General features: G+C 70.4%; 16 protein-coding genes and 1 pseudogene. 8 read left to right on the top strand and 9 right to left on the bottom strand.

The window, feature by feature from the left end; all coding sequences use genetic code 11:
• Positions 1 to 117 precede the first annotated feature (117 nt).
• On the top strand, positions 118 to 1104 hold the full coding sequence (locus tag LJ657_RS07505; RefSeq protein ID WP_232647589.1) for a glycosyltransferase family 2 protein: 987 nt from the start codon (positions 118 to 120) through the stop codon (positions 1102 to 1104).
• Positions 1104 to 2435 (top strand): alpha-2,8-polysialyltransferase family protein, encoded by a 1332-nt coding sequence (locus tag LJ657_RS07500; RefSeq protein WP_232647586.1) that lies wholly within the window; start codon positions 1104 to 1106, stop codon positions 2433 to 2435. The genes LJ657_RS07505 and LJ657_RS07500 overlap by 1 nt, the downstream gene beginning before the upstream one ends.
• A 258-nt stretch (positions 2436 to 2693) precedes the next feature.
• On the opposite strand, the gene LJ657_RS07495 is transcribed toward LJ657_RS07500, so the two are convergent.
• Positions 2694 to 4292, bottom strand: a complete 1599-nt coding sequence (locus LJ657_RS07495; protein ID WP_232647585.1) for an acyl-CoA mutase large subunit family protein — start codon at positions 4290 to 4292, stop codon at positions 2694 to 2696.
• A 243-nt stretch (positions 4293 to 4535) separates the two neighbouring features.
• Between LJ657_RS07495 and LJ657_RS07490 the strand changes: the two genes are divergently transcribed.
• Positions 4536 to 5363 (top strand): L,D-transpeptidase family protein, encoded by an 828-nt coding sequence (locus LJ657_RS07490; RefSeq protein WP_232647584.1) that lies wholly within the window; start codon positions 4536 to 4538, stop codon positions 5361 to 5363.
• Positions 5364 to 5572: 209 nt separating this feature from the next.
• Here the strand turns inward: LJ657_RS07490 and LJ657_RS07485 are convergent, their stop codons facing one another.
• The 3 genes and pseudogenes from LJ657_RS07485 to LJ657_RS07475 all read right to left on the bottom strand — a co-directional run.
• The gene (locus LJ657_RS07485; RefSeq protein ID WP_232647582.1) at positions 5573 to 6646 is read right to left on the bottom strand and encodes a hypothetical protein; all 1074 of its coding nucleotides are present in this window, start codon (positions 6644 to 6646) and stop codon (positions 5573 to 5575) included.
• On the bottom strand, positions 6646 to 7308 hold the full coding sequence (locus LJ657_RS07480) for an RNA polymerase sigma factor (RefSeq protein ID WP_232647581.1): 663 nt from the start codon (positions 7306 to 7308) through the stop codon (positions 6646 to 6648). The genes LJ657_RS07485 and LJ657_RS07480 overlap by 1 nt, the downstream gene beginning before the upstream one ends.
• Positions 7309 to 7945: 637 nt before the next feature.
• Positions 7946 to 9292 (bottom strand): annotated as a pseudogene (locus tag LJ657_RS07475) (AAA family ATPase); the annotation flags it as partial.
• A 2-nt stretch (positions 9293 to 9294) separates the two neighbouring features.
• Here LJ657_RS07475 and LJ657_RS07470 point away from each other — a divergent pair.
• Positions 9295 to 10572, top strand: coding sequence for a hypothetical protein (locus LJ657_RS07470; protein ID WP_232647579.1), 1278 nt, complete (start codon positions 9295 to 9297; stop codon positions 10570 to 10572).
• A 70-nt stretch (positions 10573 to 10642) separates the two neighbouring features.
• Here LJ657_RS07470 and LJ657_RS07465 read toward each other — a convergent pair whose 3' ends face one another.
• Both LJ657_RS07465 and LJ657_RS07460 read right to left on the bottom strand, forming a co-directional pair.
• Complete coding sequence (locus LJ657_RS07465; protein ID WP_232647577.1) at positions 10643 to 12115, bottom strand: MFS transporter; 1473 nt, start codon at positions 12113 to 12115, stop codon at positions 10643 to 10645.
• Between the two features lie 74 nt (positions 12116 to 12189).
• The gene (locus LJ657_RS07460; protein ID WP_232647576.1) at positions 12190 to 12576 is read right to left on the bottom strand and encodes a hypothetical protein; all 387 of its coding nucleotides are present in this window, start codon (positions 12574 to 12576) and stop codon (positions 12190 to 12192) included.
• 167 nt (positions 12577 to 12743) lie between these two features.
• Between LJ657_RS07460 and LJ657_RS07455 the strand changes: the two genes are divergently transcribed.
• Entirely contained in the window at positions 12744 to 13238 is a 495-nt protein-coding gene (locus tag LJ657_RS07455) for a DUF1877 family protein (protein WP_232647575.1), read from the top strand.
• A 311-nt stretch (positions 13239 to 13549) separates the two neighbouring features.
• Here LJ657_RS07455 and LJ657_RS07450 read toward each other — a convergent pair whose 3' ends face one another.
• The 3 genes from LJ657_RS07450 to LJ657_RS07440 form a co-directional block, all read right to left on the bottom strand.
• Positions 13550 to 14107, bottom strand: coding sequence for a hypothetical protein (locus LJ657_RS07450; protein WP_232647574.1), 558 nt, complete (start codon positions 14105 to 14107; stop codon positions 13550 to 13552).
• Positions 14108 to 14203: 96 nt separating this feature from the next.
• Entirely contained in the window at positions 14204 to 14707 is a 504-nt protein-coding gene (locus LJ657_RS07445; RefSeq protein ID WP_232647573.1) for a hypothetical protein, read from the bottom strand.
• Between the two features lie 117 nt (positions 14708 to 14824).
• The gene (locus tag LJ657_RS07440) at positions 14825 to 16489 is read right to left on the bottom strand and encodes a beta-N-acetylhexosaminidase (protein WP_372487823.1); all 1665 of its coding nucleotides are present in this window, start codon (positions 16487 to 16489) and stop codon (positions 14825 to 14827) included.
• A 164-nt stretch (positions 16490 to 16653) separates the two neighbouring features.
• On the opposite strand from LJ657_RS07440, the gene LJ657_RS07435 reads away from it, so the two are divergent.
• From LJ657_RS07435 to LJ657_RS07425, 3 genes are all read left to right on the top strand, one after another.
• Positions 16654 to 17169, top strand: a complete 516-nt coding sequence (locus tag LJ657_RS07435) for a 2-oxo-4-hydroxy-4-carboxy-5-ureidoimidazoline decarboxylase (protein ID WP_232647572.1) — start codon at positions 16654 to 16656, stop codon at positions 17167 to 17169.
• Between the two features lie 255 nt (positions 17170 to 17424).
• A complete protein-coding gene (gene sdhC, locus LJ657_RS07430; protein WP_037884595.1) occupies positions 17425 to 17805 on the top strand; it encodes a succinate dehydrogenase, cytochrome b556 subunit in 381 nt (126 codons plus the stop codon).
• Positions 17806 to 17810: 5 nt separating this feature from the next.
• Positions 17811 to 18293: a succinate dehydrogenase hydrophobic membrane anchor subunit gene (locus LJ657_RS07425; protein WP_123967080.1), complete on the top strand. Its 483-nt coding sequence runs from the start codon at positions 17811 to 17813 to the stop codon at positions 18291 to 18293.
• Positions 18294 to 18300 lie beyond the last annotated feature (7 nt).

Raw genomic sequence — 18300 nt, 5'->3', positions numbered from 1 at the left:
GAACTGGCCCGCGAAATCCCCGGAGCTACAGGTGATGCACCGTTCCGACACATTGAGTTCACCCCCTGTACGGGCACCGGAAAGTTACGCCGCCGACCTGCCTCTTACTCTTCTCGTGTGCCAAAGCTTTCCGTGATCGTGCCGTTCTACAACGTGCAGCAATACGCCCCGGACACCCTCAAAAGCCTCCGCCTGAACGCACAACGGGATTTCGAGTTCGTACTGGTCGACGACCATTCGAAGGACGAAACTCCGGCGATTCTCGAACGCGCGGCCGAGGAACTCTCCGACGTGGCGCAGGTGCGGTATATCCGCCATGAGAAGAACGGGGGACTCGCCACCGCCCGCAACACCGGACTGGACGCGGCGCAGGGCGAGTACCTGACGTTCCTGGACGGCGACGACTGGCTGGCTCCCGGCTACTTCGCCGAACTGGTCGCGGCCATCGAGGGGTTGGGCGTCGACTTCGTGCGCACCGACCATGTGCAGGCGACCGCCCGCGCGCGCAGCGTGAGCAGGGTCCCCATCGGGCGCCGCTGGGAGGCACTGAACCCGCGCGCGGCGATCCTGCCCGCCGACCGTTCGACCTCCGTGGACTACGCCTTCGCCTGGGCGGGCGCCTACCACCGCCGGCTCCTCGACCAGGGCCTGCTGCACTTCACCGACGGGCTGCGCACGGCCGAGGACCGGCCGTGGATCTGGAAGCTGCACCGCGAGGCGGAGTCGTTCGCCGTGGTGAGCCTGCTCGGCGTCTTCTACCGGCGCGGGGTGGCGTCCTCCCTGACGCAGATCGGCGACGTCCGCCAGCTCGACTTCATCCGCGCCTTCGACCAGGTCATCGAGGAGACGGCCAAGGATCCGGACGCGGACCGGCTGCTGCCGAAGGCGGTGCGCACATACTGCGCGATCATCGCCCACCACGTCTCGGACGAGGACAAGTGGGAGCCGTCCGTGTACCGGCAGCTGCGGGCCCGCAGCGCGGCCGCCATCCAGCGCCTGCCGCAGGACATGCTCGGCGACGTACTCGAGACGATGGACCTGCACCGCTCCTCCAAGCTGCGGCGACTGCGGCGCAGGATCACGACAGCGAAGGCGGCTGCCTGATGCCCCGTACCACCCGCATCTACTGCGTCTCGACCCTGTACGGCGCCGCCACCCTGGCCGCCGCGCTGGACTCGGACTGCTTCGAGGACGAGGACCGCAGCCTGCTGCTGGTCTTCAACAACTCGGCGACCCCGGAGACGACGGTGCCCGTCGACGAGATGCCGGGCTTCGAACCGCTGCGCGACCACTTCGACGAGGTCCTGTCCTGGAACGAGGCCATCCGCCCCTTCCACCCGGGCGCCTGGACCCCGCGCCAGGACGACATCCCGCTCTTCGAGCGCTATCTGCGTCTGCTCTGGGGCCTGGGCGACGACCGGGTGGAGCTGGTCGTGGAGTCCATCCAGGTCGCCCCGGCGCTGACGGTGGCGCAGCTGTTCACCGACGCGCCCGTGCACGTCTACGCCGACGGCCTGATGAGCTACGGCCCCACCCGCAACAAGATCGACCCGCTGGTCGGGACACGCGTGCGGCGGCTGCTCCACCTGGACCTGGTGCCGGACCTGACCCCGCGGTTGCTGACCGAGTTCGACGTCCCGGCGGAGCTGGTGCCGACCGAGGCGTTCCTGAAGGTGATGGGCGAACTCACCTCCTCCGTACGGGACCTGCCCGTCCTGCCCGAGAACTCGGCGCTGCTGCTCGGCCAGTACCTGTCCGCACTGGGCATCCTCTCCCCCGAGGAGGAGGAGGGCCTGCACGTACGGATGATGCGCGGGGCGGTCGAGCGCGGGCACCGCTCGATCGTCTTCAAGCCGCACCCCACCGCGCCGGCCCGCTACAGCCGCGCCCTGGAGACCGAGGCCGGGAAGCTGGGCGTCGACCTCACCGTCCTCGACATGCCGGTCCTCGCCGAGGTGCTGTTCGAGCAGTCGCCGCCCGCCCTGGTCGTCGGCTGCTTCTCCACGGCCCTCTTCACCGCGTCCGCGTTCTACGGCCTCCCGGTCGCCCGCATCGGTACGGCACCGCTGCTGGGCGGGCTCACGCCGTACCAGAACAGCAACCGGGTGCCGGTCGTCCTCGCCGACGCGCTGCTGCCGGACCTGGAGCGCGGCAAGGGCGAGAAGACGCTGCCCGCGAGCACCCTGGACGGTCTGCTCGACACGCTCAGCTACACGATGCAGCCGCAGATCTACCCGTCCCTGCGGGCGGCTGCGGAACGTCATCTCTCCGAGCATCTGTCCGTGCGCACCAAGCGGTACTTCAGGCGCAAGCGCCTCACCGCGCTGGGTCTGCCGGGGGGGCTGCCGGAGCGGCTGGCGTTCATTCCGCGGAACTCCACGGCACGGAGGGTTGTGCGGCGGGCTCGGGCGCTGCGGAGGGCTGTGCAGCGCTAGAGGGGATGGGCCGTCTTCTGTCCACGGCGCCGTCGTGGCTGGTCGCGCAGTTCCCCGCGCCCCTTGAAAGCCCTGCTGGACCGCCCTGTGGCAGCACGAAGCCCCTTGCTGTCGCGCGAGGTTACGAACCCTCGCGCGACCGCAAGGGGCTTTCCCTGCTCAGGGGATGCCATCGCGGTATCGGTATGCGGCTCCGTCGCGTGGTCGCGGCCAGCCACGGCGCAGCCGTCAGACGGTCAACGGACCGCGAGCGCCGGCTCAGAACGCGTCCGACGGGACATACGTCCCCCAGACCTCCCGCAGCGCGTTGCACACCTCGCCCACCGTCGCCCGCGCCCGCAGCGCGTCCTTCATGGGATAGAGGACGTTGTCCTCGCCCTCCGCCGCCTTCTTCAGGGCCGCCAGGGCGGCGTCCACCGCCGGCTGGTCCCGCTGCGCGCGCAGCTTCGCCAGGCGTTCCCCCTGCTGGGCCTCGATGGCCGGGTCGACGCGGAGCGGCTCGTAGGGCTCCTCCTCGTCCAGCTGGAAGCGGTTGACGCCGACCACGACCCGCTCGCCGGAGTCGGTCTCCTGGGCGATGCGGTAGGCGCTGCGCTCGATCTCGGACTTCTGGAAGCCGTGCTCGATCGCGTTGACCGCGCCGCCCATCTCCTCCACCTTGGCCATCAGCTCGACGGCGGCCGCCTCCACCTCGTCGGTCATCTTCTCGACGACGTAACTGCCCGCGAAGGGGTCGACGGTCGCCGTCACGTCGGTCTCGTAGGCCAGCACCTGCTGGGTACGCAGGGCCAGCCGCGCGGACTTGTCGGTCGGCAGCGCGATCGCCTCGTCGAAGGAGTTCGTGTGCAGCGACTGCGTGCCGCCGAGGACCGCGCCGAGGCCCTGGACGGCGACCCGGACCAGGTTCACCTCCGGCTGCTGGGCCGTCAGCTGGACCCCCGCCGTCTGCGTGTGGAAGCGCAGCATCAGCGACTTCGGGTTCTTCGCGCCGAACTCCTCCTTCATCACGCGGGCCCAGATACGCCTGGCCGCACGGAACTTGGCGACCTCTTCGAGGATCGTCGTACGGGCCACGAAGAAGAAGGAGAGACGCGGTGCGAAGTCGTCGACGTCCATACCGGCGGCGACCGCCGTACGGACGTACTCGATGCCGTCGGCCAGCGTGAAGGCGATCTCCTGAGCGGGCGAGGCACCCGCCTCCGCCATGTGGTAGCCGGAGATCGAGATCGTGTTCCACTTCGGGATCTCGGCCCTGCAGTACTTGAAGATGTCGGCGATCAGCCGGAGGGAGGGCTTCGGCGGGAAGATGTACGTGCCCCGCGCGATGTACTCCTTCAGCACGTCGTTCTGGATCGTGCCGGTCAGCTTGTCGGCGCTCACGCCCTGCTCCTCACCGACCAGCTGGTACATGAGCAGCAGCAGGGCCGCCGGGGCGTTGATCGTCATCGACGTCGAGACCTTGTCCAGCGGGATCCCGCCGAACAGCACCCGCATGTCCTCGACGGAGTCGATCGCCACGCCGACCTTGCCGACCTCGCCGTGCGCGATCGCGGCGTCGGAGTCGTGGCCCATCTGGGTCGGCAGGTCGAAGGCGACCGACAGACCCATCGTGCCGTTGGCGATCAGCTGCTTGTAGCGGGCGTTGGACTCCGTCGCCGTGCCGAAACCGGCGTACTGGCGCATCGTCCAGGGGCGGCCCGTGTACATCGACGGGTAGACACCGCGGGTGAAGGGGTACCGGCCGGGCTCGCCCAGCTTCTCCGCCGGGTCCCAGCCCGCAAGGTCCTCAGGCCCGTAGACCGGTTCGATGGGCAGTCCACTCTCAGTAAATCGAGCACTGCCCGACTCGCGCGCCATGGTGTGATGCCTCCCGCTGAGTTACTGGCCAGTACAGACCGACCCTCCTGCGGACTGTAGCGGGGTGCGTGCAGTCGGTGGAGGGGAGCACGCTGGGAGCTTCCTCACAGCGGTTTTGCGGTCTCCGTCACAACCATGCCCCGCCGTTCGCGACCCGTCATCCGCGGGCAGCATCTCAGGTGACACGCGGGTCTATCGGTTCCACCGGTGAGGACGACGGGGGTCGCAGTGCGTATGACGGGCATGGGGAGATCGATCGCCGCCGCGGCGGCACTGGCGGCCCTGGTCACCGTGTGCGGCTGCACCGTGCAGGGCACGGACGGCAAGGGGCACTCGCCCGTGCACATCCGGCTGCCGGACAGCAAGGCGTCCTCCGGCGAGCCCGGCTCCGGCTCCGACGGCAGGCCGAGCCCGTCCCCCTCCACCTCCACGGCCGGCCCCGCCGTCCTGTGGTCCCGCGGCGACTTCGGCGACGACGTGCGCGAACTCCAGGCCCGGCTGCGTCAGGTCGCCTGGCTCCACGACGGCCCGACCGGGACGTACGACGACCTGACCGAGGACGCGGTCAGGGGGTTCCAGGGCAAGCGCGGGCTGCCGAGGACCGGGGAGACGGACACCGCCACCTGGCAGCGGCTGCTGGGGATGACGCACGAGCCCGGGAAGTGGGAGCTGTATCTGATGGGCGGCCAGAGCGCCGGCCCGGCCGATCCGCGGTGTCTGACCGGGCGGGTGCTGTGCATCGACAAGACGAGCCGCACCCTGCGCTGGATGATCGACGGGCGGACGGTGTCGACGATGTCGGTCCGCTTCGGCGCGACGGGCACGCCCACCCGCGAGGGCGTCTTCCACGTGTACTGGAAGTCCCGTCACCACTGGTCGACGCTCTACGACTCGTCCATGCCGTACGCCATGTTCTTCAGCGGCGGCCAGGCCGTGCACTACTCGTACGACTTCGCGGCCCGCGGTTACGCCGGCGCCTCGCACGGCTGTGTCAACGTCCGGGACGAGACGGCGATCGCCGGTCTGTACGCGCAGGTGGACAACGGCGACAAGGTCGTCGTGTACCGGTGAGTCCCGGAACCGGGAGAAGAAGTGAGTGGGGCGCGGGCGGAACCGGGGGAACGTGTCCCGCCCGCGCCGATGCACGAGCCGTGGGTACGGGGGGAACCCCGGCTCTGTGCGACGGCCGATGACCAGTCGGCTCACTCAGTACTGCGTGGGTGGGGCCGAAAACGTTACTGGCGGCGCAAAGATAATTTTCGGAGCTGCAAAACCGCAGGTCAGAGGGTGCTGTGGGGCGGCTTCGGGGACCGGTGCGGCGTCGGGACCAGCTGCCTCGGCAGGAGGCTCGGGAGGGGGGACGGTGTGATGGCGGGGCTGCCGGGGGCTATGTGGTGGCCGTCGCCGTCACCGCCCTGGTTCCCCTGGCCGCCGCCTTTGCCGTTCTGGTCGCCCTGGCCGCCCCTGCCCCGGCCGCCGCCCTTGTCGCCGTCGCTGCGGGACGTGCCGTCGGTGCCGGCGAGGACGACCTTGCAGTACTTGCGGACGCGGGCCGGGCCGGAGCCGCCCGCCGCGCCCTCCAGGGCCCGCCTGCGGTCGGCGGTGAGTTCCCTGCCGTCGCGCATGTCGCGGCAGGCCGACGGGGCCCCCAGCCACCAAGCGCCGCCGGCGGCCCGCTCCTCGTCGGAGCCGGAGCCGGGCTCGGTCGAGGAGCCGCCGCCCGTCGAGCCGTTCGGGGTCGTCGGGCCGGTGGAAGGGGAAGTGGAACCGTCGGGGGTCTGGTCGCCCAGGGCGCTGTTCTGCGAGGGCGACACGAACGGGCGGTCGGGGCTCGCGGCCGCCGAGACGGAGGCGACGGGGCCGGGGCCGGGCTCGTTGTGGCCGAACGGCGTCGGGAGCACTCCGGTCGTCGCCGCGAACGCGACACCGCCGACCATGCCGGCGGCCAGTACGGCCGTCAGCCCGAAGCGCGCGGGCCGGCCCCAGCGGGAGCGCCCGGGGTCCGGGGCGGAGCCTCCGATGCGGACGAGCCCGGCGTCGGAGTCCCCGGCACGGTTGCGGCCGGCGGCGGCCTGCTCGGCGCGCGCGCCGGACCGGGCCGCGCGAAAGGCGGCCAGGGCGGCGGCCTCACCGGGGAGTTCGGCGCTCGGCGGGGACTCGACGATCAGCCCGTCGAGGGTCTTCGCGAGCCGTTCGGCCTGGTCGCGGGAGGCGGCGTCGACCGTTTCGAGTGACTCTCCGCGCAGCAGGAGTTCCGCCGTTTCGCGGTCCAGCCACCGGCCGGGGGGCCGGCCCCCGGCGGAGCCGCTGGAGGGCTCCGCGTCCCCCGGAAAGGCACAGCGCTCGTCGGCCATCACATGTCCTTCTGCGTCCGCGCAACGCTTTGCGTCACACTCGCGGACGTCACCGCGCGGCCGCGCGGTTCCCTCTGGGGCGGCAGCCCGTCCAGCCCGACAGTCGATTCCGGATCCTCGCCGAGCAGTTCCGCGAGCCGCTTCAGACCGCGGTGCGCCGCAGTGCGTACGGCACCCGGGCGCTTGCCGAGCGTCTCGGCGGCGGTCTTGGCGTCGAGGCCCACGACCACGCGCAGCACGACGGCCTCGGCCTGGTCCTGCGGCAGCCGGGCGATCAGCGAGAGCGTGTGGTCGGTGGCCAGGGACTCCATGGCCTCGCCGGCGGTGTCGGACTCGGCGGCCCGGCCGGTCAGTTCCGTCTCGTCGCCGCCGATCGCGGGGCGGCGGCCGCGCATCCGTATGTGGTCCAGCGCCCGGTTGCGGGCTATCCGGGCGGCCCAGCCGCGGAAGCGGTCCGCGTCGCCGCTGAACCGGTCCAGATCACGGGCGATCTGCAGCCAGGCCTCGGACGCGACGTCCTCGGCGTCCGGATCGCCGACGAGCGTGCGGACGTAGCCGAGCAGCCGCGGATGCACGGCTCGGTACACAGTCCGGAACGCGGTCTCGTTCCCGTCCTGTGCCGCAAGCACCGCGGCGGTCAGCTCCGCGTCGTCCCCCAGCACCCGATGGTTCCTCGTTCGATGGTCGCGGCGTCCAGGCCGCCGATCGTTGCGATGGTCTGCGATGGTCATTCGTCTTCCGCGCCCGGCGCGAAAGGCACGTTACGACCTGAAACCGCTGCTCGTCCATGTCCGTACCCCATGCAACCACCTTGCGAAGGTGCGCGCCGTACCCGGGGTGTGACAGATACCGCACTCACGGCGCTGTAGAGAGTACGGGCCGCCGCGCGGCCCGACCGCGCGACGGCCGGGGCCTCTCCTGTGGGGGGTGGCGGCCCCGGCCGTTGCTTCGGTTTTGGGACTCTGACCTGGGGCGATGCACGGAACCCGGTCAGTTGACTCCGATATCTGACGGTGCGGCCGCCACCGGCCGGCTTTGGCAACGCCCCAGGTGCGCGAGCAGGAAACCTTGTCACCTGGTCGGACAGCCCTCCGTCTCCCGCCGGTGACCGCTGACCCGGCGAAATCCCATTGCCTGGCAGCGGGGTGCCACTACGTGCGGCTCGGAAAGTCATCGCTGCAGGCCAGAGAGGAATGCGGCGTGCGGAGCCAACTGCACCGGTGGCTCGCATGGCTTCGGCACGCGCCCCGCCGGCAGGCACCCGCGCTCGCCTCGTTCAGAGACTGGCGCCCCTTGGTGTCAGCTGCCGTACAGGGTGGCCAGGTCGACCAGGAGAAGATCGTCACGATGGTCGGCCAGTTCGACCAGGTCGGGATAGAAGCCGTGCAGGGAGTACAGAGCCAGAGTGGTGGCATCGGTGTCGTACCCCTGATCTGCGAGCAGACCACGAATACGTTCCAGTCGCTCCAGGTCACCGGTGCCCCGGCGGGCGGCCGTCGCCTTGGCCTCGCCCAGCAGCGCGATCCTCGCGCGGGGAGCCTGCGGGCGCTCGCCTGCGGCCAGGGCGATGACATCGACCTCGTGCTTCGTCCGGGCGGCCTGGTCAGCAACCTCGGTGGTGCCGACAGGGCCGGGCAGTCCACTGGGCAGCAGGGTGTGGGCGAAACGACGCGTGAAGTCGCGGGCCAGATCCTCGAAGTGCGGCCCGAGAATCCTGGAGTTGAAGGTCGGAGCGGCCTGCTGCCACACCTGCTCGGCGAAGCCCTGCTCCACGGCGGCGGCCTGCGGGAGGGTGACGAGCTGGTTGAAGCGGATGACGGGGTCGGCGAGGGTAATGACGGGGTGCCTGGAGCGGAGGATGTCCTGTTCCCGCCGGATGTAGCCGGTGGATTCGAGCACTCCGAGCGGGTGAGCGACGGCGTTGCGCTGGCGCTCCAGGGCGGCCCCGATCTTGCTGGGTGTGGTGGCCCCGTTCGCGATCGCGGTGAGGATGTCGTAGTACAGCGTGTGCTGCGTGATCCTCGGGTCCTCACGCAGCAGGTACTCGGTCTCGGTACGCGAGTACACCGCCCGCCCCGGGTCCAGCAGCGTCCGGGCGAGCCAACTGTCGAAGCCGTCGTCCGGATGCGGCCGAGCAGCCACCGGCCGGTAGCCAGGAGCTCCGCCCAGGACCGCGTGCACCTTCAGCGCGGTCAGCGGGTCGGTGATCTGCCAGAAGGCCCGGCTCTCCCGGTAGTCGAAGGCACCCAGCCGTAGATCGACAACGGCGCGTCCTCGTAGCGGCTTGGTCCCCGAAAGCAGTTCGTGCATGACGCTCATCGCCGATCCACAGAGGATCAGCCGCGGCCCCGGCCCGGCACCGGACCGGGCACCCCGCTGGCGTTCGTCGTAAAGCTGTTGCAGCAGCCCCGGGATTTCAGGCGAGTGCTGAAGCAAGTACGGCAACTCGTCGATCACCAAGAGCGGGTGGGACGAACGGGCGGTCACATCGAGGGCGTTGGAGAGGACGTCACGCCAATCGGTCAGACGCAGGCTCCCTGGCCTGAGACCGGCGTGGGCGGCGACCGCGTCGCTGAACCGCTGGATCGCGGGCAGCCGCCCCTCCTCCCGCACCGCTGTGACGTACAGGCCACGGACCCGCTCGGAGCATGAGACGACGGGCGTGGGTCACGCTCGGCGCGGTGGTACTGGGAGGCGGGGGCGTGGTGACGTACGCCGTCGCCAGCCCGTCCTCCCACCACGGACAGGCCAAGCGACCGGTGCGGGTCTACGACCTGGCCCTGAAGAGCACGGCGAGCGGCAGACGGGAGCTGCCGCGCACGGAGACGAGGCAGTTCTCGATGCTGGGTGTCTCCTGGACGGGGGCGACCAAGCGGCTGCACGGCGCGGCCCAGGTGCGAACCCGCAGCAGCGCGACCGGTGAGTGGACCGCCTGGAAGGACCTGGAGGCGGACGTCGACCCCCTTCAGGACCCGGAGGCGGGCGCCGACGCACGCGGCGCGTCCGAGCCGCTGTGGGTCGGCCCCTCCGACGGCGTCCAGGTCCAGGTCGTCCACAAGGACGGCTCCACCGGCTCGGGCCTGCCCAAGGGGCTCGAGGTCGACCTGACGACCACGCCGGGTTCGCTGATCTCCAGGTTCGAGCTGCTGGTGGACGGCAAGGTCGCCGCCACCGCCTCCGGCACGTCCACCTCGGTCGGCGCGACCCTCGCCCTGGGCACCCACACCGTCGCCGTGCGGGCCGTGCACCAGTCCGGCAGGACCACGACGACGGCCGCGCTGAACGTCGTCGCGGAGACGACCGCGCCGGCCTTCACCACCGCCCCGAAGCTCTCCCTGCGCACCGGCACGGTCAACACCAGCGCCGTCCCGGTCACCCTCGGCTGGAAGGCGACGGACAACGCCGCCCTCAAGTCGGTGAGCCTGCTGACCCCGACGACCGCCGCCTTCGGCCCGACCACCACCGGCTCCAGCCGCACCGCCGCGTCCGGCACCGCGAGCACCTGGTCGATGAAGGCGTACGACTACGCGGGCAACACCCGTACGTCGTCCGCGTCGTTCACCCCGGTGATCCTTCAGGAGACCTCGGCCACCAGGTCCGGCAGCTGGACGGCCCGTTCCTCCACCGGCTACCTCGGCGGCAAGTCGTACTCCAGCGGCTCGAAGGGCGCGAGCCTGACCTGGACCTTCACCGGCCGCTCCGCCTCCTGGGTGGTCAGCCGCGCCTCCACCTCGGGTCAGGCGTACGTCTACGTCGACGGCGTGAAGGTCAGCACCGTCGACCTGAAGTCCTCGACCACCCTGTACCGCCAGGCGATCTGGACGAGGACCTGGTCGTCCAGCGCCAAGCACACGGTGAAGATCGTGGTGGTCGGCACCAGCGGCCGCCCGACGATCACGACGGACGGCCTGGTCTACATCAAGTAGCGATATCAAGTGACGCTGTCGAGTGGCGCTGTCGAGTGGCGCTATCAAGTAGCCGTCACCACAAGACAGTTCACATCGCCGTGTCCACCGGTTCGGGCGTCCGCTCCTGCGCAGCTTGCGGGGTGGGCGCCCGGTCCGCGTTCACGACAAGGCCCGCGATGGCCGCGGCCAGCAGCAGCGACCCCATCGCCCACCAGGTGGCGACGTTGAACCCGTGTACGGTCGCCTCCGCCTGCAGCGAGCGCGGGTTGACCCCCGGCCCCGCATGCGCCGTCAGATAGCGCGCCGTCACCGTCGCGGCGATGGTGTTCAGCAGCGCCGTGCCGATCGAACCGCCCACCTGCTGGGCGGTGTTGAAGGTGGCGGAGGCCGCTCCCGAGTCACGCGGCGCGACGCTTCCGGTGGCCAGCGAGACGGAGGTCATCATCGCGGTACCCATGCCGAGTCCGAGCATCAGCATGCCGGGCAGGATGTGCGAGGCGTAGGCCGGTTCGGTCCCCACCTGGGCGATGATCGCGAGCGCGCCGGCCGCCACCAGCAGCCCCGGCACCATCAGCATCCGCGGCGGCACCTTGCCCAGCCCCCGGGCCGCGATCTGGGTCGATCCGACGATCATCCCGGCGGTGATGGGCAGATACGCGACACCCGTCTTGACCGGCGAATATCCGAGAACGCCCTGCATGTAGTACGTCAGGAACAGGAACACGCCGAACATGCCGATGGTCACGAGCAGCGTCGCGAGGAAGGCACCGACCCGCTGACGGTCCTTCACCACGGACATCGGCAGCAACGGCACCCGCGCCCGCGTCTGCCAGAACCCGAACGCCGCGAGCAGCACGACCCCGCCGACGAGCAGCGTCAGCACCAGCCCGTCGTGCCAACTCCGCGACTCCGCCTCGGAGAAGCCGTAGACGAGCGCGAGCATTCCGGCCGAGCCGAGCAGCGCGCCGGGCACGTCGAGGCGCGCGTCGGGGTGGCGCTCGCCGGGTGCGAGCAGGGCCAGCGCGCCGAAGAAGGCGACCAGTGCGATGGGGACGTTGACGTACAGGCACCAGCGCCAGTTCAGGTACTGGGTGAGGAAGCCGCCCGCGAGCAGGCCCACCGCGGCGCCCGCGCCGATGATGGCGCCGAAGATGCCGAAGGCCTTCCCGCGGTCCTTCGGGTCGGTGAACGTCGTCGCGAGCAGCGACAGCGCGGACGGGGCGAGCAGCGCGGCGAACACGCCCTGCAGGGCCCGCGCCCCGAACAGCATCCCGGAGTTGACGGCCGCCCCGCCCAGCGCGGAGGCGGCGGCGAACCCGAGCAGCCCGATCACGAAGGTGTTCCTGCGGCCGACCAGGTCGGCGACCCGTCCGCCGAGCAGCAGCAGCCCGCCGAAAGCCAGGGTGTACGCGGTGATGACCCACTGCCGGTTCCCGTCCGACATGTGCAGCGCGGCCTGGGCCGAGGGCAGGGCGATGTTCACGATGGTCATGTCGAGGACGACCATCAACTGGGCGAGCGCGATGACGACGAGAGCCCACCAACGACGGTTGTCAGCCATGACCCCATCGTGCTCCCGCCCCCTCCACTTTGGGAACGCCAGCGTCTCTTATTACGGCGATTTTGCCGCCTCGGTCATGTGCGGACGGTCGCATCCCGGCACAGCAGCCGCAGCGAACCGTCTCCGTTCCAGCAGCGCCGGGCCTCGTCGAAGGGGTCCCACATCCGCCCGTCCGGGGTACGTATCCAGTGGTCGCCGCCGGTCGTCCACCACTCGGCGCCGGTCTGACGGGCGATCACTTCACCGGCGTAGGCCCCGAAGCCGCGCAACACGCTCTCCACGGCGGCGTACGGCGCCCCTTCCTGGCGTATCCCCTCGATCATCCGGTCGACGCGCCACAGGCTCTGCGCCGAGTAGTCGAGGCGCAGCCGTGCGCCCTCACGCATCGCGGCGACCGCGTCAGCCGCCCACCGCACGGGCTTCGTCGCCGCGCTCGGCCTGGTCTCGTGGAAGGTAGTCACATACACAGGAGCGGGGTCGGCAGCCCATCCGTCACGCGTTTTCCGGGAAGTTCCCTGGAACGGTGCAGGACCGCCCCATAGCCGCCGCAGTACGGCCACAGGCCCCCCTCACGTGCGAGTTCTGCCCGGGAGTGACGCTTCGCCCCTTCCGTGCGCTCCTCTCACTGATGAGCCTGTACTTCCATCTCCGCGCGGTGCCGCCCTCGGCCCTGCGCAACAGCGCGAACTGGCTGCAACGACTGTTCCAGGACGACTGGGACACCGTGCGCCTCCGGATCGACCGCCACCGGGAGGAGATGCTGGACCACCACTACGCCGACCACGACGCCCTCTACGCGGGAGCACCCCCGCACCGCGCCGAGGAGGGTCCCCGGTCCCACGTGGTCCTCGGCGGCCGCCCGGTCCCGCACCACGACCCCGGCGAGCCCCCCTTCCTCCTCCTGACCGCCGCCCAGACGGCCCAGGTGGCCGTGTTCCTCATATCGGCCGACGTCGAAGCCCTGTGGAGCGAGGCCCGCGCCGCACTCCTCCCCCGCTACGGCGGCCCCGCCACGGAACAGGAAACCCACGCCCTCTTCACCACGACCCACCGCGACCTGACGACCTTCTACACCCAGACGGCCGACTACGGCGACGCCGTGGTGAAGTGCCTACTCCGCTGACTCCCCACCTCAGACGTGCAGGCCGCCGCCTCCCGGGGGCGGCGGGCAGCGACTTTCCCGGGGCGCGGGAGCGGCCGTCCCGCGGACAACACGGACACGACTTTCCCGGGGGCGCGGCAGCGGCCTTCCCAGGACGCGGACAGCGGCCGTCCCGGGGACAACACGGACACGACTTTCCCGGGGCGCGGCAGCGGCCTTCCCGCAACGCGGACAGCCGCTTTTCCGGGGACGCGGACAGCGGCTTTTCAGGGGCGCGGGGAACTGCGCGACCAGCCACAACGAACCCGCAGCCGCCCACCAACCGTCACCCCCTACCCGCGCCGCGCCCGACGCGACACCACCGCCTGCAAAACCCGCCGCCCCTCGATCGACACCTCCAACGCCCGCCGCAACCCCCCCGCCCCATGCCCGGCAAGCAACTCAAGTACGGCGACCTGTCGCCGCAACTCCGCAGCGACGAGCGGCGACATCCCCTCCGTACGCCCCTCCCGACGCGAGTCGACCGAAGACGCCTCGTCCACCAGGGGATCCAGCAGCCGATGTATCTGCAGCGCAGCGACCGAGCAGGCGTCCGCCCACACCCGTACCTGCCCGGCGGTCGGTTCGGCCGGCGCGGCGGCCAGCATCCGGCGGGCCAGCAGTGCGGCCTCGCCCTCGCCGGGCTCCTCGGCCCCGCCGAGCCTCCCGCGCGCGTATTCCAGCCGCTCACCCCAGTCACCGACGTCGCCGGAGTCCGCAAGGCTGGCCCACAGGGGCCGCAGGACCTCGTCGTCACCACCCAGAAGTGGCACACACCGATCCAAACAAGCCAACCCGCTGGCGGCCAGTCCGCGTTCGTCGGCCTGAGCGATCAGTTCCACCAGGCTCATCCACGCCTCCTTCTGCGGGTCCCGTACCGGGCCCAGCAGGGCTCTTCCCTTACGGAGCCCACACTTCCCCTTACTGCGTGCGACGGCCCGGGAGTGTCACAGCGGTACCACACCGAGCCGGTCGAGCAACTGGAAAAAGAGGTTTTCGGCCAACGGATCGGCGTCGGCGGTCAGAACGTCGAGCAACGGCCCGGTGTCCGCGTCGTGCCCCGCCTCGGCGGCCCAGGCGACCGCCCGGCCGGCGGCGTCACGCGGCTCCAGGAAGTAGTCCTCGATCGTGAGCCCCTCGCTCGCGGCGCCGAGGTACCCGGCCATCGCGGCCCGCGCGAGGCACGTCGTCCACGCCCCGCTCTCGGGCGCCGCCGCCTCCACCACAACACAGTCGCTGTCCATGACGTATCCGAAGAGCGCGGGCGCCCCGGTATCGGCGGCGAGGACGTTCATGTTCCCGACCTCGCCGTCCCCGCTCGGGTACTCCCACACCTGCCAGCCACCGGCCGCAGACGACCGCTGCAGCATGCCCTTCGCCCCCGCGAGCGCGTCGAGCTCGGCAAGCGGCCGCTCGCTGCGGCCCACGACGAAGTACCCCCAGTAGCCCATCCCGGCCCCCCACGGCTGTCTCTGCTTCGGCCCGCGCCGAATACACCACAGTCGTACGCCCGTTCGCAGGCGTATCGGCCAAGAGGCCCCGGGCGGCCGGGCGGCGGCCGGGCGCGCTCAGCCCAGCTTTCCGGCCAGCGCCTTGAACTGCGTCCACGACAGCCCCGGCCGCCCCGGATCCCACAGCTTCTGCACGGTCGCCCGCAGCGGCATCCGGATCCCGGCCGCGACCTGGTCCTGCGTCTGGGAGTTCGACAGGTCGCACCACACGGCGAAGGACCCGCCGAGAATCTGCCCGTCGTACTGCGCCGGCACCGCCTGCGTGCCGCGCACCACGCGTGGCGTCCACTGCTCGTAGATCCGCTGCCCGGTCGGATAGACGAAGTTGTTGGGCTGTCCGAGGACGTAGTACAGGAACTCGTCGTTGTAGTTGATCAGCTTCCGCCCGGCACTCAGATACTCCACCGGCTGCCGCGCGCCGATCTCCTTGCCCGTCCAGTACGCGACCTGCAGATCCTTCGCGGGCTGCACGGACGCCCCTCGGAAGAACCCGTCGTTCCACACCCGCATGGTCCGACCGTGGGCGCGGATCGTGGCGGCCCGGTCGTTGAGCCACCCGGTGGTCAGATCGGAGACGGTGCCACCGGACCCGTACTTGTTCACGGCCGCGGCGGCGAGCTGCGGATAGGAGGCGGACGGGTTGGACACCATCAGCGCCAGGTACTCGTCGCCGCCGAGATTCCACTGGTTGCCGGGGAAGAGACCGGCGTACTCGTTGAGCAGATCATCGACGATCTTGGCGGCGGCCGGCTTCGAGATGTCGACGGCCCCCTTCGCCGCCACGCCCTGCGCGTTGCGCAGCTGCAGATCGGGGTGGGCGGCGATGACGGCCCCCAGATGCCCCGGCGAGTCGATCTCGGGCACGACGGTGATGTGCCGACTGGCGGCGAGATCGACGATCTGCTTCACCTCGGCCTTCGTCAGATGCTGCTGCGACACGATCTCGGGATGCGTGTCCGACTCGATACGGAACCCCTGGTCGTCGGAGAAGTGCAGCCCCAGCTGGTTGAACTTCAGGTCCCCGAGCTCCCGCACCCGGTCCTCGATCCAGCTCGCGGTGAAGTGCTTGCGGGCGATGTCCAGCATGAACCCGCGCACCGGCTTGGCCGGCTGGTCGTTCACGACCCCCTCGGGCGCGGTGCCCCCGCCGTGCACCTCCTGCTTGAGCGTCCGCGTGCCGTAGAACACACCGGCATCCGTCGGCCCGCTGATGTTCACCCGCCCACCGCGCACGGTCATCGCATACGACTCCGGGTTCGCCCCCTCCCCGTCGCCCAGCGCCAGTCGTACGTCCCCGGCCTGCACGTCCTGCTTCTCACCCGCGTACGTCAGCCCGAGCTCACCGGCGATCAGGCGACCCTCGTCGGCCAGATCGGCGTCGTTCACCACGACGCGCTCACCCCGCACCGGACGCCAGCCGGGACCGCGCGCCGCGGTGTGGGAGCGCACGGCGGGGATGGTGCGGGGAGCCTGTGACAGGGGGTACGAACGGGTCGGGCGGGGCGCCGCACTCCCGTCCTGCGAGGCGCCGGACGCCGCCGCGGACCGGGCGGCGGACGGCGACTGCTGCTGCGCCGACCCGGCCGGCCCGCTGTCGTCGCCGGAGGCCCAGAGCCCCAGGCCGATCCCGAGCGCGACGGTCCCGGCGATCGCACTCGCGATGATCACGCGCCGCTGCTGCTTCACGTTCTGCGCCGGAGACCGGCGCCGGTGCTGGCTCACGGCTTCAACCTAAAGCCCACAGACAACACGACGCGTCCACCACGCGTTCCAAAACTCTCTCTTGCGGGTGAAATTCGGGCATCCGTCGGACACGGCGCGCCCCATATCGATAACGTAAGACCACATCTCTCGCAGCTCCCACAGCATCCTCTGCCGAAACACACGTGACGCCCACACACCTTCCTGGCCGAGTCGCCGCCATACCGGCGCTGCCCACCATCCTGGACGCCTTCAACGTCGCCCCCGCGTACGAGGCCCGCAAGCTCCTCCTGGGCTGCCTCCGCAGCCTCCGCTGGGCCCACCGGGTGGCAGACCACCGCCCCTACCCGGACATCGACGCCCTACTCGCCGCATCGGACGAGGCCGCGTACGACCTTTCCCCGACGGACCTGTCGGAAGCCCTGGCGGGCGAGACACTGCCGCCATTGCCGGACGAAACGTACGCAATCGCCTACACGGCCCTGAGCGCGGCCCACGCGGCCTACGAGGCGAAGTTCGGCCACGCCTTCGTGATCTGCCTGGAGGGCCTGCCCCCGGCTGAGGCCCTGGATCACGCTTTGGCAGGCATCCGCTCACGCCTCACAAACGATCCGGAGGAAGAACGCGTAGTTGCGGCGGAGGAGCTCCGGCGCCTTGCAAGAGGACGCGTGGTCCACCTCCTCAGGGGCGCGGGACTGTGACGATTTGCTGCTGCCGCCGCGTGGGCGCGACAAGCCCCGACGGCGCCGCACCGAGCAAATGAACCAGGACACCCCACCTCAGAAGCCGCATACGCTAACCCATCCGCGTGCCACTTTGATCACACCGGTAGGCCCCCTGTAAGCACCAAGGCGGCGGCTGGCTACCATGCTGGGGGCCGGTGGACCGTACCCGGCCGGGCCCGACCGACAGGCAAAGCCGGCGCGGCCCCAATCCCCGCTCCCGGAGGGACTTCCGTGCCGGCTGGAACGCTGTACCGCGGCCGGGAAGGAATGTGGTCCTGGGTGGCTCATCGAGTCACCGGCGTCCTCATCTTCTTCTTCCTGTTCGTTCACGTGCTGGACACCGCTCTCGTCCGTGTCTCACCCGAGGACTACGACAAGGTCGTAGCCACGTACAAGACCCCGATCGTCGCTGTGCTGGAGTACGGCCTCGTCGCCGCCATCCTCTTCCACGCACTGAACGGCCTGCGCGTCATCGCCGTCGACTTCTGGTCGAAGGGCCCGCGCTACCAGAAGCAGATGCTCTGGTCCGTCGTGGGCCTGTGGGTCGTGCTGATGCTCGGGGCGATCTACCCCGTCCTCGGCCACGCCGCTCGTGAACTGTTCGGGAGCTGAGACCGATGGCCACCACTGAAACCACCGCGTCCGGGATCGGCCCCGTCGAGGGCGGCTCCGTCCACAACGTCGACAACCCGGCGCCCCTGATCGAGGCCCCGCGCAAGCGCACCAAGAAGTCCCCGAAGTCGACCCGGGGCAACTTCGAGATGTACGGCTGGCTCTTCATGCGCCTGTCCGGCATCGTGCTCGTCGTCCTGGTCCTCGGCCACCTGCTCATCCAGCTCGTGCTGGACGGCGGCGTCTCGAAGATCGGCTTCGCCTTCGTGGCAGGCCGCTGGGCGAGCCCGTTCTGGCAGGTCTGGGACCTGCTCATGCTGTGGCTCGCGATGCTGCACGGCGCCAACGGCCTGCGCACGGTCATCAACGACTACGCGGAGCGCGCGAACACCCGGCTGTGGCTCAAGGGCCTGCTCTACACCGCCACGGTGTTCACCATCCTGCTGGGCACGCTGGTGATCTTCACCTTCGACCCGAACATCCGCTAGGCACGGG

Source organism: Streptomyces guryensis, assembly GCF_021261325.1.
Lineage (GTDB): Bacteria > Actinomycetota > Actinomycetes > Streptomycetales > Streptomycetaceae > Streptomyces > Streptomyces guryensis.
This window is presented reverse-complemented; position numbering and strand designations above follow the sequence as displayed.

Excerpts from the sequence above, each read along its gene's own strand:
- LJ657_RS07455 (WP_232647575.1), top strand. The coding sequence starts at position 12,744 with ATGAGCCTGTACTTCCATCTCCGCGCGGTGCCGCCCTCGGCCCTGCGC.
- LJ657_RS07495 (WP_232647585.1), bottom strand. The coding sequence starts at position 4,292 with ATGGCGCGCGAGTCGGGCAGTGCTCGATTTACTGAGAGTGGACTGCCC.
- LJ657_RS07445 (WP_232647573.1), bottom strand. The coding sequence starts at position 14,707 with ATGGGCTACTGGGGGTACTTCGTCGTGGGCCGCAGCGAGCGGCCGCTT.
- LJ657_RS07470 (WP_232647579.1), top strand. The coding sequence starts at position 9,295 with ATGAGACGACGGGCGTGGGTCACGCTCGGCGCGGTGGTACTGGGAGGC.
- LJ657_RS07450 (WP_232647574.1), bottom strand. The coding sequence starts at position 14,107 with ATGAGCCTGGTGGAACTGATCGCTCAGGCCGACGAACGCGGACTGGCC.
- LJ657_RS07425 (WP_123967080.1), top strand. The coding sequence starts at position 17,811 with ATGGCCACCACTGAAACCACCGCGTCCGGGATCGGCCCCGTCGAGGGC.
- LJ657_RS07465 (WP_232647577.1), bottom strand. The coding sequence starts at position 12,115 with ATGGCTGACAACCGTCGTTGGTGGGCTCTCGTCGTCATCGCGCTCGCC.
- LJ657_RS07490 (WP_232647584.1), top strand. The coding sequence starts at position 4,536 with ATGGGGAGATCGATCGCCGCCGCGGCGGCACTGGCGGCCCTGGTCACC.
- LJ657_RS07485 (WP_232647582.1), bottom strand. The coding sequence starts at position 6,646 with ATGGCCGACGAGCGCTGTGCCTTTCCGGGGGACGCGGAGCCCTCCAGC.
- LJ657_RS07500 (WP_232647586.1), top strand. The coding sequence starts at position 1,104 with ATGCCCCGTACCACCCGCATCTACTGCGTCTCGACCCTGTACGGCGCC.